Source organism: Microbacterium sp. PA5 (assembly GCF_049860775.1).
In the GTDB taxonomy this organism is placed as follows: Bacteria; Actinomycetota; Actinomycetes; order Actinomycetales; family Microbacteriaceae; genus Microbacterium.
The window spans coordinates 166,866-185,531 of record NZ_CP187567.1 but is presented as its reverse complement, the minus strand read 5'-3'; the positions used below and the strand labels follow the sequence as shown (position 1 = coordinate 185,531).

Sequence of the window (18,666 nt, the reverse complement as noted above, 5' to 3'; positions counted from 1 at the left end):
GTCGGTTCGTCGTTCTCGTGCGGACTATCGAGCCCAGAATCGCTTCTCGGTGTCGACCGCGCCGCCCCAGCCCTTGATGTCGACCCACACGTCGACGTCATCGGAGCCGTGCCAGCACTGCAGCTGCACCGACCCGTTCGAGGGGATGTTGAACGGCCCGTCGTACGAGTTGAACTTGTTCGAACTCGACGTGTAGCAGTCCACGCGGTAGCTCCCGCCGGGGAAGTTCTCCGTGTTGACCCGGAAGTAGTAGCAGCCGTTCGCGCACGCCTGCGGCCCGCCGCTGCCCTTCGTGACCCACACCCGCGGAGACGGCGGCGGCGGCGCATCCTGCGTCCGGGCAGAGTCGGAAGCCGTGGTGGTCGTGCTGCCCGCGGCACTCGTGCGGACGTCGATCGTGCGCGTGGTGCTGTAGCCGACGTTGTAGCTCTCGGTGCCGCTGGCCGACACGGTCCGCCACCCGCGGCCGTCGCCCGTGCGGATCTCCGTCGTGACGTCGCGGCCGTTGCGCGCCGGCGACGACCAGGTCATCGTGATGGTCGTGCCGTTCGCGGTCGCCCGGGCCGTCGGGTTGCCGATCTGCCCGTAGGGGCGGACCTGGTTCGACGCCGCCGACGGGTCGCCCTCGTTCGTGACCCCCTCGACGGTGGACACGGCGCGCACGCGGATCGAGTAGGTGCCGTTGTTGTCGACCTGCCCGTTGCCGATCGTCCCCGAGCCGCCGTTCCCGCCGGCGACCCAGTCGCCGCGCCAGCCGCCGTTGTTCACCGAGTACTGGTAGGCCACCTGGCTCGCGTTCGCGCCGTTGAGCGATCCCGCGGTCCACGTGACGCCGACGCGGTTGTCGCCCTCGGTGGCGGCGACCGCGGTCGGCGCGGACGGCGTGCCCGCGGCCTGACGCGGCGCCGAGGCGGGGCTCCATTCGCCCCAGCCCGCCTTGTTGGAGGCGCGCACGCTGAACGTGTAGGAACTGGTCGAGTTGTCCACCGTCACGGCCTGGCTCGTCTGACCGGCGGCCACGTCGATCGTGCGCACCACCGAGGACCCCTGCAGGACCCGCAGCTGGTACCCGGCGATCGCGTCGCCGTTGTTGGCCGGCTGGTTCCACGACACCCGCATCTGGCTCTGCGAGCCGACCGAGTCGATCCGCTCGGTCGTCGGCGCGGCGGGCGCGTCGGGCTGGCGGGCGGGGATCTCCGTCGCCGACCAGCCGCTGAAGTCCGACGGCTCGGGGGCGCGGTTGTGCGCGCGGACGCGCACCTGGTAGGCGACGCCGTTCTCCAGTCCGTCCCACGTGATGCGGGTCTGCGTCACGCCGGTCTTCTGGGTGACCCCGGAGGGCGGGGCGGGGGAGATCTCGAGCGTGTAGCTCTCCACCGGCGAGCCCTCGGTGCGCGGCACCGTCCACGAGACGTCGAGGCTGCGGTCGCCGAAGGCGAGCGTGGGCGGGTTGGGCTGGTCGGGACGCTGGTCGGGGCGCGCGGTCTCGGACGGCACCGAAGGGTCGGAGGTGCCCACGCTATTGGTGGCCGTGACGACGAAGTTGTACTCGACGTTGTTCGTCAGCCCGTCGAGGGTGCAGGTCGTGGACGGGCACGCCTTGGAGTACCCACCCGCGACCGAGGTCACCGTGTAGCCGGTGATGGGGCGCCCGTTGTCGATGGGCGGCGTCCAGGAGAGAACGACGGTGCGGCTCTCCACCGCGGTGACGGTGGGCTTGCCGGGAGCGTCGGGGCGGCCCTGGACGGTGACGCGGACGCGACCCTCCACGCGGCGGTCCGCATCCTGCGTCTTGTCCTCGACCGTGTAGCGCGCCACCAGCGTGCCGACGAAGTCGGAAGCGCTCGTGACCTCGATGCGGTCGCCGTTCACCTGGACGGACTGGAACTGCCCGGACTCCTGCTCGACGCCGACCACCTTCAGCGGGGTGTCGGGGAACGGGTTCACGTCGTTGTTCAGCACCGGCACCGACACCATCACGCCCTGGTCGGCCTGGGCGACGATGTCGTCGTTCGCGTTCGCGAGCTCGCGCGTGGAAGCGGTCACCGTCACGGTGACGGCGGCCTCGACGGGCGTCGTCTGCCCGTCCGTCGCACGGAGCTGGAGCGAGAACGTCGTCCCCTTGGCCACATCGGCGTCGGCGGCCACCAGCAGCGAGCCGCCGTCGATCGTCGCCCGCACACCCGCCGGCGCACCGTTCGCGAGGTCGAAGGTGATGTTCTCCTCGTCGCCGGGATCGGGGTCGGTGACGAGCTCGCGCAGGTTCAGCCGCGCCGCGTCCTCGCCGGGCGCCACCGAGAGCGAGGCGCCCACGAACGTCGGCGGCTGGTTCTCGGGAGGAAGGACGGTGATCGGGATCGTCAGCGTGGCCTTGCGGCCGTCGGGATCGTCGGGACCCGTGCCGTCCGTCACCTCGAAGGTGAGGGCGTCCGCGCCGAAGTAGCGGTCCTTCGACGTGTAGACGAGCGTCGTCTGGTCCTTCACGAGCGAGGCGCCGTTGGAATGGGCGGCCTTGGCCTTTCCGGCCTCGGTGATGACGACCTTCTTGCCGCCCGCCGCGGTGACGTACTCGGCCAGAGGGAGCTCGACGGTCTCGCCGCTGTCCACCACGAGGGCCTCGGTCGAGAGGAGGCTCGGCGGCAGCGCATCCAGCGACGGCACGCGGAGGAAGGCGGATGCCGACTGATCGTCGACGTCGGTCACGGTGTAGGTGATCAGCTGCGGCTCGTCGGTGAGCGTCACGCGCACGATGCCGTCGGCACGCACCTGCGCCGATCCGCCGCCGGTGCCCAGAGTCACCTCGAGCGCACTGCGGGTGCCGTCGGGGTCGTCGTCGTTCTCGAGCACCGCGATGTCGGCCGTGCCCTGCTCGGTGACGTCCTCGGCCAGGACGCGGTCGTCGCGCGCGATCGGCGGGAGGAGCGGCACGTCGGGGTCGACGGTGATCTGCACCGAGGTGGTGGCCTCCAGGCCGCGCTCGTCGGCGATCGTGTAGTTCACGCTCGTCTGCATCGGCTCGTCGGGCGCGGTGATCAGCAGGTAGCGGCCCGAGACCTCCGCGTCGAGCCCCGAGACGCCCTCGGGCAGCTCGACGGCGTTCGCGGCGAAGCCGAACTGGTCGCCGTCCGGGTCGGAGTCGTTGTCGAGCACCGGCAGGGCGACCTGGCGCCCGGGCCGCATGATGACGGCGTCGCGGACCGCGTAGGGGGCCTGGTTGGCCGAAGCGACCGGTGCGATCCCCAGCTGCACGGTGGCGGTGGCCTCCTTGCCGAGGCGGTCGCGCACCCGGTACGTGAAGGTGTCGACGCCGATCGACTCCTCGAAGGCCTCGTAGACGAACGAGGCGACCTTCGTCTCCACGATGCGTCCCTTGGCGGGCGCGGAGGCGAGACCGACGAGCTCGACGGAGTCGCCGTCCTCGTCGATGCCGTCCAGCGGCACCGGGATCTCCACCTTGGACCCGCCGAGCACGCGCGCCGTGAGATCCCGCGGGCGCGGCGCCGCGTTGCCGTCCTCGTTCATCGGGAGGATCTGGATGCGGACGAAGCCGGCGTCGCGCTGCCCCGTCGAGTCCACCGCGTCGTAGGTCAGGTTGACGGTCTTGGCCTCGGTCCCCGCACGGAAGCGGACGGTGTCCTCGGCCACGAAGGCCTCGCCGTCCTCCGGGTCGACCGTCTCGACGAGCTCGTCGGCGACGTGGATGGTGTCGCCGTTGGGGTGGTAGTCGTTGTCGAGCACGGGGATCGTGACGACATCGCCCACGCGCACGACCGCCTGGTCGGGCTCGGCGACCGGCGGCCGCAGCCGAGATGGCGCCGGCACGGGGATGACGACGATCTCCCCGGTGGCGGAGGCCACGCCGTTGGAGATGGTGTACGCGACGCGCACCTGACCATCCAGACCGCTCTGGTCGGTGATGCGCACCGTCTCATGGCCGAGGACGGCCGCGGCCACGCCGCTGCCGGGCTCCACGCTCACCGACTGCACGACGAGGATGCCCCCGCCGGGGTCGGAGTCGTTGCCCAGCACGTTGACGAGCACGTCGCCGCCCTGGGGCAGGAGCGCGATGTCGCGGACGGCGACCGGCGGGAGGTCGTTCTCCTCGTCGGGGAGCACGTCCACGCGCACGAGACCGGGCACCGAGTTCGGGCCCGCCGAGACGAGGTACTGCACGTAGTGCGTCCCCACCTTCGTCGAGGTGAAGGTGAAGGTCTTGTCGGGGAAGTCGGCGACGATCCGGGCGTCCTCGACCTCGTCGACGCGCGTCAGGCGCAGCGGCTCGCTGCCCGAGCTGGTGTCGTTGGCCAGCGGCGTGACGGTGATCGACTGCCCCGCGCGCACCACGACGTGGTCGGCGTTGGTGATCGGCTGCGTCGTCCCGAGGGGGCGGATGTCGTAGACGGCGACGCCCGTTCCGGTGTCGGTGCCGTCCGAGACGGAGACGGGCACCTCCTTGCGGCCCTGCACCCCGCCGATCGCCCGGTAGGTGATCTGCCCGTCCGAGGTGAAGTCGGCCTCGTCGCCGCCGTCGGGGGTGACGGCGAGCAGGAAGATGTCGTCGCCGTCGGGATCGATCCAGTCCGACAGCACGTTGTACGACGCGGTGCCGCCCGTCTCGACCGGCACCGAGGTCTTGCGGCGCTGCACGGGCGGGGAGTTCTGATCCAGCGGCCGCACCGTGACGGTCACCGACGCCGTGTCGGTGCCCTGCCGTCCGTCGTCGACCTCGTACGTGAACGTCGTCGACCCCGAGGCGTCCTCGGGAACGGTGATCTGGAGGGCCGCGCCGTTGTGAATCGGCTCGATCGTCCCGAACGACGGCTCGCGCTCGACCGACGCGACGAGCACGTCGCCGTCGGCGTCCGTGTCGTTCTCGAGCACCGGGAGCACGGTGGTGCGGCCCGGCCGCACGCCGTACTGGTCGTCGTTGGCGATCGGCGCCGTGTTGTCCTCGGTGCGCTCGGGGAGGGTGGTCTGCACCGATTCCTCGGTGGTCTCCTCCTCTTCCTCGCCCTCGCCCTCGGGCGGGGTGATGTCCTGCCAGTTGTCGACGCGCTGCATGCTGTCGCTGGCCATCCACGCCGCACCGCCGAAGACGTCGTTGAGCACGACGACGTCGCGGTTCACGCGGAACTGCAGGACGCTCGTCTCGTCGAGGCCGGAGATCGTCTCGGTGAGGTCGTCGGCCTCGCCCGGGCAGTCGCGCACGAACTGCCCCGTGCCCGACCATGCGCCGTAGGCGCAGCCTGCGACGAACACCGGCTGGGCCGCGGTGCCCTCGGCGGCGTCGACTTCGACCGTCGTGGGCTCACCGCCGCCGAGCGGCACCCGCAGGAGCGACGTCGGGGTCGCGAGCGTGACGGCGTCGGTCGCGTCGGAGGCCTGCTGGAGCACCGCGTCGGCGGGCACCTCGACCCGGGTGCCGTCGCTGCCGTAGAGCGTGCCGGTGTCGGCGTCCAGCGCGAACGCCACGTGGCCCACGGCGGTCAGCTGGAGGGTGTGATCCTTCTCGACACCCTCGAGCTCGCGTTCTCCCGACACGGTGACCGTGCCGTCGCCGGCGTCGCCGAAGGCGAGCAGCGAGGCCTTCTCGGCCGAGGCCGCATACACGGTCCCGTCCGTGGCGACGGCCGTGACGGCGCCGTCGCCGAGCTCCGCGATCGGATCCACGGTCTCGGGGGCGAACGAGGAGACGGCGGAGAAGTCGGTGGACCAGAGCTGGCCGCCCGGGCCGAGGATGGCGACCGATCCCGAGCCGAGGGCGACCCGCGCACCCGCCGGCAGGTCGGTGCTGCCGCCGAGGGTGACCCGCGCCGGGTCGACGGCCGTGACCGTCGTCTCGTCGACGACCAGCACGCGCGATCCGGACTGGAGCACGTCGTAGGTCGCCGTGGCCGTCCGCAGCCCGCCGTCGAGCACGCGCGACTCGTGGTTGAAGTGACCGACGAGCATGCTCGACTGCTTGGTCACCCACACGCCGCCGTCGTGGAGGTCGACCTCGGTGGTGGGATTGCCCTCGTAGACGAACGCGAGGGTGCCGAGGGTCACCGCGACGGCGCCCACGACACCGACGGATGCGAGCGTGCGCGGACGCGCGCGAAGCCACGCGAAGGACTTCATCGGGCTCGGCTCCCCCCGGGCTGTTCTTCGGCGTGGCGTCGGGAACTGATCGCTGAATCAGTCGCTCACTGTTGGCGGACAGAGTCAGCCTACGTCAGCGATCGCGATGCACCGAGCCCGGAGGCAGGGGAGAACTCCCCATTTTTCACGGCCCGTCTGCGAGGCGTCCTCTGCCGAGCCGACACGCTCTTGCCGAGCCGACACCTCGCGTGCGGTCGGGGCGTGTCGGCTCGGCGGCAACGTGTCGGTTCGCGCGTCAGGAGCCGACGTACGCGGCCAGGTGCTGAGCGGTCAGGGTCGAGCCCGCCGCGACCAGGTCGGCCGGGGTCCCCTCGAAGACCACGGTGCCGCCGTCGTGGCCGGCACCGGGGCCGATGTCGATGATCCAGTCCGCGTGCGCCATGACCGCCTGATGGTGCTCGATGACGATCACCGAGTTGCCCGCCTCGACCAGACGGTCGAGCAGGCTCAGGAGGTTGTCGACGTCGGCCAGGTGCAGGCCGGTGGTCGGCTCGTCGAGCACGTACACCGCGCCCTTCTTCGCCATCGAGATCGCGAGCTTCAGTCGCTGGCGCTCACCGCCCGACAGGGTGCTGAGGGCCTGGCCGAGCGTGATGTAGCCGAGCCCGACGTCGACCATGCGCGCGAGTGTGGCGTGCGCCGGGCTCTTGGGCAGGAACTCCGCCGCCTCCGAGGCCGACATCGCCAGCACCTCCGCGATGTTCCTGCCCTCCAGGGTGTACTCGAGCACGTCGTCGCTGAAGCCGCTGCCCTCGCACAGCTCGCAGCGCGTCTCGACGCTCTGCGTGAAGCCGAGGTTCGTGATGATGACGCCGAGACCCTTGCAGGCCGGGCACGCTCCCTCGGAGTTCGCGCTGAACAGACCGGGCTTGACGCCGTTCGCCTTGGCGAACGCGGAGCGGATGGCGTCGAGGATGCCGGTGTACGTTGCCGGGCTGCTGCGGCGCGATCCCTTGATCGGCGCCTGGTCGACCACCACGACGTCGTCGAAGGCGGGGACGTTGCCGTGGATGAGCGAGGATTTGCCCGACCCGGCGACACCGGTGACGACGGTGAGGATGCCGAGCGGGATGTCGACGTCGACGCTCTTGAGGTTGTGCTGGGTGGCCCCGCGGATCTGCAGGTGCGAGGTCGCGGTCCGCGTCGCGGGCTTGAGCGAAGCCCGGTGATCGAGGTGGCGGCCGGTCAGCGTGTCCGATGCGCGCAGGCCCGCGACGTCGCCCTCGAACATGATGCGTCCGCCGTTGCGTCCGGCCCCCGGTCCGAGGTCCACCACGTGATCGGCGATCTCGATGACCTCCGGCTTGTGCTCGACGACCAGCACCGTGTTGCCCTTGTCGCGCAGGTGCCCGAGCAGGGCGTTCATCCGCTGGATGTCGTGGGGGTGGAGTCCCGCCGTCGGCTCGTCGAAGACGTAGGTGACGTCGGTGAGGCTCGACCCGAGGTGGCGGATCATCTTGGTGCGCTGCGCCTCGCCGCCCGAGAGCGTGCCGCTGGAGCGGTCGAGGGAGAGGTAGCCGAGGCCGATGTCGATGAAGGAGGCGACCGTCTGCCGGAGCCCCGCCATCAGCGGTGCGACCTCGGGGGCGTCGACGGTGGCGAGCCAGTCGGCGAGGTCGGTGATCTGCATCGCGGCGACCTCGGCGATGTTCTTGCCCGCGATGCGCGAGGAGCGGGCCCCCTCGTTCAGGCGGGTGCCGCCGCAGTCCGGGCACGGCAGGAACTTGACCGCGCGCTCGACGAAGGCGCGCACGTGCGGCTGCAGCGACTCCCGGTCCTTCTGCAGCATCGACTTCGTGATCTTGGGGATGAGCCCCTCGTAGGTCATGTTGGTGTTCGCGACGCGGACCTTCGTCTGGTCCCGGTAGAGGAAGTCGTGCAGCTCCTGCTCGGTGTACTCGGCGATGGGCTTGTCGCCGTCGACGAAGCCCGACTCCGCGAAGATGCGCACCATCCAGCCGTCGGCGCTGTAGCCGGGCACCCGGATCGCGCCGCCGTTGAGGGAGAGCGAGCGGTCGACGACCTCGTCCACGTCGACCTCGCTCGTCTCACCGAGACCCTCGCATCGCGGGCACATGCCGCCGGTGATCTCGAACGAGCGCCGCTCCTTCTTGCCCTTGTCCTTGCCGACCGCGATGGTCACCGCGCCCGCCCCTGAGACCGACGGCACGTTGAACGAGAACGCCTGCGGCGATCCGACGTGCGGCTGGCCCAGACGGCTGAACAACAGGCGCAGCATCGCGTGCACGTCGGTCGCGGTCCCCACGGTCGAGCGCGCGTTGGCCCCCATCCGCTCCTGGTCGACGATGATGGCCGGGCTCACGTTCTCGAGCGCATCGACCTCGGGTCGGCTGAGCTGACCCATGAACTGCTGGACGAAGGTGGGGTAGGTCTCGTTGATGAGGCGCTGGGACTCGTTGGCGATCGTGCCGAACACGAGCGACGACTTGCCCGATCCGCTGACGCCGGTGAAGACCGTGAGCCTCCGCTTGGGGATCTCGACGTCGATGCCCTGGAGGTTGTTCTCGCGGGCGCCGACGACCCGGATGCGGTCGTGGCTGTCGGCGGGGTGCGCGGTGGTGGGCATGGCATCCGTCCTGGTCGTCGGGTCGGTGTGACCTTACAGCCTGGCACCGACCCCGGACACACCCCGAGCTTGCCCCGCCCGCGCCGACCTTGCCCCGTGCGCGCCGAGCTTGCCGGCAAGCTCGCGGCGCCGGGGGCAAGCTCGCGGCGCCGCGGGCAAGCTCGCGGCGCCGGCGGCGCTCACCCCGCGCGGTGACACCCCACGACGTGGTCGTCGACCATCCCCGCGGACTGCATGAGCGCGTACATCGTCGTCGAACCGACGAAGCGGAAGCCGGCCTTGCGCAGCGCCTTCGACATCGCGTCGGACTCCGCGGTCGTCGCCGGCACCTCGGCGAAGCTCCGCGGCCGCTCGTGCGTCGCGGGCGCGAACGACCACATCAGCGCATCGAGCTCTCCCGGCGCCATCGCCAGCGCCAGGCGCGCGTTGGAGATCGTCGCCTCGATCTTGGCGCGGTTGCGGATGATGCCGACGTCCTGCATGAGGCGCTCGACGTCGTCGGCCGTGAAGGCGGCCACCACGGCCGGCTCGAACCCGGCGAACACCTCGCGGAACCGGGGCCGCTTGCGCAGGATCGTGATCCAGCTGAGCCCGGCCTGGAACCCCTCGAGGCTCATCTTCTCGAACAGCGGACGGTCGCCGTGCAGCGGCCGCCCCCACTCCTCGTCGTGGTACCGGCGGTACTCGGGGTCGTCACCGACCCACGCGCAGCGGTCGATGCCGTCGGGGCCGGTGCGGAGGTCGTGCGTCACCCCGTCAGGGTAGCGAGGGTCGACGACAGCACGAAGATGGGGGACCGCCCACCCGAGACGGTCCCCCGTGAAGGCCGCCACCGGCGCCTCGAAGCCGAACGGGCGCCCGGCAGCGCACTGCCTTCACCGTGAAGTGTCCGCGGACGGCCGCCGACGTACATCCGCACCGCGATCGTTACCGCTCCGTGACCAACGGCACGTCGCGTCCCGGCGCTGCCCGCGCGCGTCCTACTTCTTCTTCAGCGACTTCTCCGACACCGGGGCCTCGCCCGAGGCCGCGAGCGCCGCGTAGTGGGCGCGCGCCTCGTCCTGACGCGCCTGCTCGGCGCCGGAGGCGATGGGCGCGCGCACGTGCTCGGGGGCGAAGCCGAACGCATCGACCAGATCCTGCGCGTGGGGCCGCAGCCGGAGGCACAGGCGGTCGATGTAGCGGGTGACCGCGGCGGCGCGCTGGGTGGACAGCCTGCCGTTGATCAGGTGCCAGGCGAGGTGCTTCTCGATGAGGCTCAGGCCGAACAGGTCGCGCAGCCAGGTCAGCACCTGGCGCGTGCCCTCGTCCTCGATGCGGTTCACGCCGTCGGTCAGCGCCTCCCACTGCAGGAGCTCCCCGTGCGCGCGCGCCGCCTCGATGAGCTCCGACTGGTTGGCGTTGAAGATGACGGCGGCCTCGGCCGGCGAGGCCTTGGCGGCGGGACGCAGGCGCGCGGCGATGTCGGACACCATCTGCTCGACGCGTCCGGCGAGCAGGTCGTGCTGCTGGTCGGCGCGCAGGCCGAGCTCCACCGAGCGGGCGGTCGAGCCGAAGTCGGCCACGGTCTGGCCGAGCTGGCGGAGACCTGCTCCGTGGAACAGCTTGCCGGCGGTCTGGCGGGCGGCGAACCCGGCGAGCTTCGCGGCATCCGCGCCCTTGAACTGACGGGCGTAGTCCGACAGCAGGCGCTTGCCCACCAGCTGGAGGAGGACGTTGTTGTCGCCCTCGAACGTGACGTACACGTCGAGGTCCTGGTGGAGGCCGACGAGACGGTTCTCGGCGAGGAAGCCGGCACCGCCGCAGGCCTCGCGGCACTCCTGGATCGTGTCGAGCGCGTTCCAGGTCGACAGCGGCTTCAGCGCGGCGGCGAGGGTCTCGAGGTCCTCGCGCTCCTCGGGGGTGTCGGCGGTGCCGCCGAAGACGCCGTCGAACTTCCGCAGCAGCTCGTCGTTCGCGAAGAACTGGGCGTACACCTGGGCGAGCCGCGGCAGCAGGCGGCGCTGGTGCTTGCCGTAGTCCAGCAGCACGACCTCGTCGGATCCCGACCCGGAGTCGAACTGGCGGCGCTGGTTGGCGTAGGTGACCGCGATGTGGAGGGCGAGGGCGGTGCCCGTGGTCGCGGCACCGTCGAGCGACACGCGGCCCTGCACGAGCGCGCCGAGCATCGTGAAGAAGCGGCGGCCGGGCGTCGGGATCTCGCTCGAGTACGTGCCGTCCGGGGCGACGTCGCCGTAGCGGTTGAGGAGGTTCTCGCGCGGGACGCGCACGTGGTCGAAGTGGAGACGACCGTTGTCGATCCCGTTCAGCCCGCCCTTCACGCCGTCGTCCTCGCCGCCGATCCCCGGGAGGAATGCGCCGGTCTCATCCCGCAGGGGGACGAAGAAGCAGTGGACGCCGTAGTTCACGCCGCCGGTGATCAGCTGCGCGAACACCGTCGCGGCCTTGCCGTGCAGGGCGGCGTTGCCCAGGTAGTCCTTCCACGCGCCGCGGAAGGGCGTGTGGATGACGAACTCCTCGGTGGCGGGATCGTAGGTGGCGGTCGTGCCGATGGCGGCGACGTCGGATCCGTGGCCGGTCTCGGTCATGGCGAACGCCCCGGGCAGCTCGAGGCTGATGACGTCCCGCAGCCAGCGGTCGTGGTGGACCTTCGTGCCCAGCTGGTAGATGGCCGAGCCGAACAGCCCCCACTGCACACCCGACTTGATCTGCAGGCTCGGATCGGCGAGGACGAGCTCCATGAAGCCCGCGAGGTTGGCGCCGTTGTCGTCGAGCCCGCCGTACTCGGCGGGGAACGCGCGGCGGGATCCGTCGTTGTCGACCAGAAGGTGCAGCTGACTGAGCACGCGCTCGCGGTGGTCGGCCATCGGCTGGCCGTCGATCCGCCAGAAGACCGGGTCCTTGATCAGCTCGCGCGCGCTGCGGCGGGTCTCGGCCCACGTGCCGAGGAGCGCGTTCTCCACCGCGGCCACGTCGATGCGCGGCTCGTGCGCCTCGGCCGCCGAGTGCGCGGCGGTGGGCGCGCCCCCGGCGGGCGTGCGCGTGTTGGTGGCGGGCTTGGTGGGACGGACGGCGGCGTCGGTCATCGCGTACCTCTCGGCGTCGGCGGACAGAAAAGGTCACTGTCGACGGTAGGAGGTCCACAAGGCCCGGCCAACTGCGTTGGACGACTCGCACAACGCCGGTCCCCGACCCGGCCGATGCCGATTGTGTGAAACCCACACCCGCGCTGTGTGGGACTCAGTTCCACGGCCGGTGAATGGACCGAGGACGGATGCCGTCAGGCCGAGGCGATCACGGCGAGGACCGCGTCGCCGTAGGCCTCGCGCTTCTTCGCACCGATCCCCGTGATGCCGCTCAGGTCGTCGGCGGTGCGAGGACGCTTGTCGGCCAGGGCACGCAGGGTCGCGTCGCCGAACACGATGTACGCGGGCACGCCCTGCTCCCGCGCCTGCTCCGCGCGCCAGGCGCGGAGCGCCTCGAACAGGTCGCGGTCGCCCTCCGCCACCGCTTCGGGCACACTCCCCTTGCGGACGCGCGTGGTCGTGGCACGGCCGAGCACGTCGCGTCGCAGCGGGACGGACTGCTCGCCGCGGAGCACGGCGGCCGCATCCGGCCCCGGCGCGAGCGTGCCGTACTCCCCCTGCGCGACGAGGATGCCGCGAGCCAGCAGCTGACGGACCACCGAGCGCCAGTCCTGATCCGACAGGTCGGCGCCGATGCCGTAGGTCGCGAGCTTGTCATGTCCCTGCTGGGCGATCCGCTCGGTCGATCCGCCCCGGAGGATGTCGATGAGATGGCCGGCGCCGAACGCCTGACCGCGCTCGCGCTGCAGGCGGACGATCGTCGAGAGGAGCTTCTGCGCGGGGATGAGACCCTCCCACGTGTCGGGCGCCTCGAGGCAGGTGTCGCAGTTGCCGCACGGACCCGACTCCTGGCCGAAATAGCCGAGCAGGTTCTGACGGCGGCACGCCACCGTCTCGCAGAGGGCGAGCATCGCGTCGAGGTGCTGCCCGAGGCGCATCTTGAACGTGCGGTCGCCGGGAGACTGATCGATCAGGCGGCGCTGCTGCACCACGTCGCCGAGCCCGTAGACCATCCAGGCGATCGCCGGCTCGCCGTCACGGCCGGCACGACCGGTCTCCTGGTAGTAGCCCTCGACCGACTTCGGCAGGTCGATGTGCGCGACGAAGCGGACGTCGGGCTTGTCGATCCCCATGCCGAAGGCGATCGTGGCGACCATGACGACGCCGTCGTCGCGCAGGAAGCGCGACTGGTTCGCGGCGCGCACCTCGGCGGGAAGGCCCGCGTGATAGGGCAGCGCGTCGACACCCTGCCCGCGCAGGTAGTCGGCGGTCTGCTCGACAGACTTGCGGCTGAGCGCGTAGACGATGCCCGCCCCGGCCGCACCGTCGCCGTCGAAGCGCCGGATGAACTGGAGCAGCTGCCGCCGGGGATCGACCTTCGGCTCGATGCGGTACTGGATGTTCGGGCGGTCGAAGCTCGCGACGAAGTGCTTCGCGGTCGACAGCGACAGCCGCTCGGTGAGCTCGGCGTGGGTGGCGCGGGTGGCGGTGGCGGTGAGGGCCATGCGGGGCACGCCCGGGAAGCGGTCCGCGAGGTCGCCGAGCGCCAGGTAGTCGGGACGGAAGTCGTGGCCCCATTGGCTCACGCAGTGCGCCTCGTCGATCGCGATGACGCTCAGCCGCCCGCGCTGGAGCAGCGCCGTGGTCGCGGGCACGCTGAGGCGCTCCGGAGCGACGTAGAGCAGGTCGAGCTCGCCGTCGAGGAACGCGCGCTCCACGCCCGCGCGCTCGCCCGGGGACTGGGTGGAGTTGAGGAAGGCGGCGCGCACGCCGTTGGCGATCAGCGCATCGACCTGGTCGTGCATGAGGGCGATGAGCGGGCTGATGACCAGTCCCGTGCCCGGCCGCACGAGAGCGGGCACCTGATAGGTGATCGACTTGCCGCCGCCGGTGGGCATGAGCACGACGGCGTCGCCGCCGCCGACGACCTGCGCCACGATGTCGGCCTGGTCGCCGCGGAAGTCGTCGTAGCCGAAGACCTCCTTGAGCACGGCGCGCGGATCGGCGCCGGTGTGGTCGCGCCGCTCCAGCGAGAGGACGGCTGCCTGCTGCACCGCCACCGGGGCCGCGCTCCGCCCGGCGGTCGCCGGCCCCGACCCGGCGCGGGTGGCGCGGGCGAGGGCTCCGGCATAGCCGTCGTACGCGGGATCGGGCGGCAGCGGCGCATCGGGGTCGGGCGGGGGTGCCTGCTCGTCGGGATCCCACACCAGGTCGGCGTAGGGGTCGTCGCTCCAGCCGCCGTCACTCACCCGGACAACGATAGCCGCGCCGTCCGACAGTGCGGGCCTCGGGGCGTCGCCCGGGGGATGCCGTCAGCACCACTTGTCGACGAGGGTGCGGATGACCGTGACGTTGCGGTTCGTCGCCACACCCAGCCGTTTGGCCGCACCCAGCGGATCGACCTGCCCGTTCTGGTAGCCCGGGCGCAGCAGGGCGTGCGCACCGCGGCCCCGCACGATCATCTCGCCCTTCTCGGTGGCGGCCGCCGTCACCGCCTCGTGCGCGGCGGCGTCGAGCTCGTCCTTCAGGAGGTAGACGTAGTGACGGGCGAGCCCGGGATGGGCGGCCGCGAGCTCGTCGGCGTGCCGGCCGATCTCGGTGAACTCCGCCGTGGAGAAGACGATCGTGGGCACCTCGAACCCGCGGTCGCGGGCGAACGCCTGCTCCAGCGTCGCCTCGATCTTGGCGCGCGACCGCATCCGCGAGTCGAACCGCACGTTGCCGGTGTTGATGTGCGTCTCGACGTTCTCGAAGCCGGCCTCGGCGACGACCCGCTGGATGTCGCCCTTGGGGAACACTCGCGTCCTGCCGAGGTTGATGGCGCGCAGGAACGCGAGGAAAGTGGCCATCGCCCCATCATGCCCGTCCGCCACCGCTCGCGCACGGGTGCCCGCGGCCTCAGCCCAGCCGCAGGACCTCGGTGACCCGCACCACGGCGGCGCCCTCCTCGACCGAGGCCGCCAGATCCACCTCGGCCCGGATGCGCCAGTCGTGGTGGCCCTCGGGGTCGTCGATGGTCTGCTCGACGCGCCAGAGGTCGGGCTCCTCCTCGATCGACAGCAGCCGCGGCGACCGCGCGGGGCCGCCGGTGAGGATCGCGTCGTGCTCGTCGTAGTAGCGGTCCAGCGCAGCCGGCCAGTCGACGCCGGGATCGAGCTCGGTGAGGGCGTCGTCGTCCTGGAGGGCGGCGAGCTGCACCCGCCGGAACAGCTCGTTGCGCACGAGCACGGTGAAGGCGCGGCGATTGGTGAGCACCGACGGCGGCGCGGGCGGCACGACCGGTGCGTCGGGCTGGGCAGCGGGGTTCACCAGGCTCGCCCACTCGTCGACGAGGCTCGAGTCGACCTGCCGGACGAGCTCGCCGAGCCACTCGATGATGTCGAGCAGCTCGTCGGTGCGCGCGTCGGCGGGAACGGTCTGACGGATGGCGCGGTAGGCGTCGCTGAGGTAGCGCAGCACGAGCCCCTCGCTGCGACCGAGCTGGTAGAACGAGACGTATTCCGCGAACGACATGGCCCGCTCGAACATGTCGCGGACCACCGATTTGGGGCTCAGCGCGAAGTCCCGGACCCAGGGCTGGCTCGAGGCGAAGGTCTCGAACGCCTGGTCGAGCAGCTCGGCGAGCGGCTTCGGCCAGGTGATCTGCTCGAGCAGCGCCATGCGCTCCTCGTACTCGATGCCCTCCCGCTTCATGGCGGCGACCGCCTCGCCCCGCGCGCGGAACTCCTGCTGGCCGAGGATCGCGCGGGGGTCGTCGAGCGTCGCCTCGATGACGCTGACGACGTCGAGGGCGTAGTGGCCGGTGCCGATCCCGCCGTCGGCGTCCCCGGTCCCCGAGCCGGCGGCAGGGTCGAGCAGATCGATGGCGGCCAGCGCGAACGGCGACAGCGGCTGGTTGAGCGCGAAGTTGGGCTGCAGGTCGACGGTCAGGCGGATCCCGTCGGCATCCGCGACCACGACGCCCGCGACCACGAGCGTGCGGAAGATCGCGATCGCCCGGCGGGCGAGCTCGTACTGGCGGGCGCGGGTCTGGTGGTTGTCGAAGACCAGGGCGCGGACGTTGCCGAAGACGTCTCCCCCGCGCCCGATGACGTTGATGAGCATGGCCGCCGACAGCTGCAGGTGCGGCTCGAGCGGCTCGGGCGGCGCGGCGACGAGTCGCTCGAAGGAGCCCTCGCCCCAGTTGACGACACCGGTGGGCGCCTTCTTTCGGACGATCTTCTTGCGCTTGGCGGCGTCGTCGCCCGCCTTGGCGAGGGCGACGGCGTTCTCGATCTCCCAGTCGGGGGCCATCCCGACGACGTTGCCGTACGGGTCGTAGCCGGCACGCCCCGCGCGTCCGGCGACCTGGTGGAACTCGCGCGCGGTGAGCTGCCGCATCCTCGTGCCGTCGTACTTCGACAACGCCGTGATGACCACGGTGCGGATCGGCACGTTGATGCCGACCCCGAGCGTGTCGGTGCCGCAGATCACCCGCAGCAGGCCCTTCTGCGCGAGCGTCTCGACCAGCCGGCGGTACCGCGGCAGCATCCCCGCGTGGTGCACGCCGACGCCGGCCCGCACGAGGCGGGAGAGCGTCTTGCCGAAGCCCGTCGTGAAGCGGAACGCCCCGATCTCGGCGGCGATCGCATCCCGCTGCGCGCGCGTCGTGATCTGCGCGCTCGTCAGCGCCTGGGCCCGCTCCAGGGCGGCGGCCTGCGAGAAGTGGACGATGTAGACCGGCGCCTCGCCGGATTCCATGAGGCCCTCGAGCACGTCGTGGACGGGCCGCCGCTCGTACGAGAAGTGCAGCGGCACCGGGCGCTCGACGCCGGTGACGAGCGCGGTCTCCCGGCCGGTGCGGCGGCGGAGGTCGTCGGCGATGGGGGTCACGTCGCCGAGCGTCGCCGACATGAGGAGGAACTGCGCGCGCGGGAGCATGAGCAGCGGCACCTGCCACGCCCACCCGCGATCGGGGTCGCCGTAGTAGTGGAACTCGTCCATCACGACCTGGTCGACCGGGGCGTCGGCGCCCAGGCGCAGCGCGATGTTGGCGAGGATCTCCGCCGTGCAGCACACGATCGGCGCGTCGGGATTGACGGCGGAGTCGCCGGTGACCATGCCCACCTTGTCGGCTCCGAAGATCTCGACGAGCGCGAAGAACTTCTCGCTCACCAGGGCCTTGATCGGCGCCGTGTAGTACGAGCGGCCGCCCGCGGCGAGGGAGGCGGCGTGCGCGGCGACCGCCACGAGCGATTTGCCGGTGCCCGTCGGGGTGGCGAGGATCACGTTCGCCCCCGACACGAGCTCGATGATCGCCTCGTCCTGGGCCGGGTACAGCGACAGCCCGCGCCCCGTCGTCCAGCCGACGAACGCGTCGTAGACGGCATCCGGCGACGCCTGCGCCGGGATGGCGTCCATCAGCCGCGCCGCATCACCCATCCCCCGAGTCTGCCCGACATCCGGCCGGCGGCGGACGCGGGCCCGCTGCACGACTCCTCGGAAGGCGCGGCCGCGCGGGTGGATCCGGCCGGTTCGGGCCCTCCCGCGGGTCAGTCCCCGGACTTGGCCTGCGCGATGCGGCGCGCGGACTCGTCCACGCGGGCGGCGAACGCCGGATCCGTCTTCGCCCGCTTCAGGACCGCGTCGTACATCGCGGGGAGCACGGCCGGATCGGCGGAGACCAGCACGAGATCCACCCCCGCCGAGATCGCCGCGACGGCGCGGCGACCGGGCGGGATGCCCGCGACCGCCTGCGCGGCGGAGACGTCGTCGGTCATCACGACCCCGTCGAAGCCCACGTCGCCGCGGAGGACGTCCTCGATGACCGTCTTCGAGAACATCGCCGGACGCGACGGGTCGATGCGCTCGTAGACCGCGCTGCTGACCATGACGACCGACGGGCCGGCGGAGGTGAGCTCGCGGTACACCCGCACGTCCGGCGAGCCCGCGCGCACGACGGTGTCGGTCACGTGCCGGGTCGTGTCGGTGTTGTCGGTCACCCGGCCGAGGCCCGGGAAGTGCTTGAACGTCGGCAGGACGCCTGCGGCGCGCATCCCCCGGGCGAAGGCGCCGGCCTTCTCGTCGACCGTGCGAGCGTCGTACCCGTACTGCCGTCCGTACGCGCCGATCGGGGCGTTGTCGAACCGCGTCTTCCGGCTCGTCACGATGTCGGCCACCGGCGCGAGGTTCATCGTGACGCCGGCGCGACGCAGCTGCGCACCCCAGCGGTGCGCCTGCTTCTCGAGCGCGCGGTCGTCGGCATCCGCCTGCCGGATCGCGAACGGCATGTCGGAGAACCCCCGCCCGCGCAGCACCTGCACCTGGCCGCCCTCCTGGTCGGTGGCGACCCACAGCGGGAGGCCCGCGGTGGTGTCGGGTCCGACGAGGTCGGTGAAGCGCCGGACGACCGCGGCCACCTCGGACGCCCCGCCCTTCGACCTGCCGTGCAGGAACACATTGCCGACGTGGCGGTCCCGCACGGCGCGGAGCGTGGTCTTCGAGGCGCGCTCGACGGGCGTCCCGACCATGAAGAGCTGGCCGACGCGCTGCTCGAGGCTGAGGTCCTCCAGCGGATCCGCCGGGGTCGGCGACGGGGTGGGCGTCCGGGTGAACAGCGGCTGCGGAGCAGCGGAGGCCGAGGGGCGGGCCGGGGCGACCGCGTCCGGGGTCGCCGACGGGACTGCCGCGCACGCGCTCAGCAGCAGGCCGAGCACGAGGGCGACGGCGCCGACCGCACGTCTCATCGGATCATCTCCCTCCCCACGATCCTCTCAGACGTCTCCGGTCGGACCCGTGCGAAAAGCAGGGCGGATCGACATCCCGGGCGGGGCTGGCCGCCGATCGACCCGATTCCCCCTGCTTTTCGCACGC

At 71.6% G+C, this 18,666-nt stretch carries 8 protein-coding genes; all 8 read right to left on the bottom strand.

Annotated features, from left to right (window positions below):
• Window positions 1-24 precede the first annotated feature (24 nt).
• Window positions 25-6,120, bottom strand: coding sequence for an Ig-like domain-containing protein (locus ACPWUT_RS00845; RefSeq protein WP_425839629.1), 6,096 nt, complete (start codon window positions 6,118-6,120; stop codon window positions 25-27).
• 256 nt (window positions 6,121-6,376) lie between these two features.
• Entirely contained in the window at window positions 6,377-8,728 is a 2,352-nt protein-coding gene (locus ACPWUT_RS00840) for an ATP-binding cassette domain-containing protein (RefSeq protein WP_425839626.1), read from the bottom strand.
• A gap of 179 nt (window positions 8,729-8,907) precedes the next feature.
• Complete coding sequence (locus ACPWUT_RS00835) at window positions 8,908-9,480, bottom strand: DNA-3-methyladenine glycosylase I (RefSeq protein WP_284528588.1); 573 nt, start codon at window positions 9,478-9,480, stop codon at window positions 8,908-8,910.
• 228 nt (window positions 9,481-9,708) lie between these two features.
• Complete coding sequence (locus ACPWUT_RS00830; RefSeq protein WP_425839622.1) at window positions 9,709-11,814, bottom strand: acyl-CoA dehydrogenase; 2,106 nt, start codon at window positions 11,812-11,814, stop codon at window positions 9,709-9,711.
• A 194-nt stretch (window positions 11,815-12,008) separates the two neighbouring features.
• On the bottom strand, window positions 12,009-14,063 hold the full coding sequence (gene recQ, locus ACPWUT_RS00825; RefSeq protein ID WP_425839619.1) for a DNA helicase RecQ: 2,055 nt from the start codon (window positions 14,061-14,063) through the stop codon (window positions 12,009-12,011).
• A 63-nt stretch (window positions 14,064-14,126) separates the two neighbouring features.
• Window positions 14,127-14,663: a DUF1697 domain-containing protein gene (locus ACPWUT_RS00820; RefSeq protein WP_284528585.1), complete on the bottom strand. Its 537-nt coding sequence runs from the start codon at window positions 14,661-14,663 to the stop codon at window positions 14,127-14,129.
• Between the two features lie 49 nt (window positions 14,664-14,712).
• The gene (locus ACPWUT_RS00815) at window positions 14,713-17,235 is read right to left on the bottom strand and encodes a DEAD/DEAH box helicase (protein ID WP_425839615.1); all 2,523 of its coding nucleotides are present in this window, start codon (window positions 17,233-17,235) and stop codon (window positions 14,713-14,715) included.
• 110 nt (window positions 17,236-17,345) lie between these two features.
• Window positions 17,346-18,539 carry a glycoside hydrolase family 3 N-terminal domain-containing protein gene (locus ACPWUT_RS00810; RefSeq protein ID WP_425839612.1) on the bottom strand — a complete coding sequence of 398 codons (1,194 nt, stop codon included), beginning with the start codon at window positions 18,537-18,539 and terminating at the stop codon, window positions 17,346-17,348.
• Window positions 18,540-18,666: the final 127 nt, after the last annotated feature.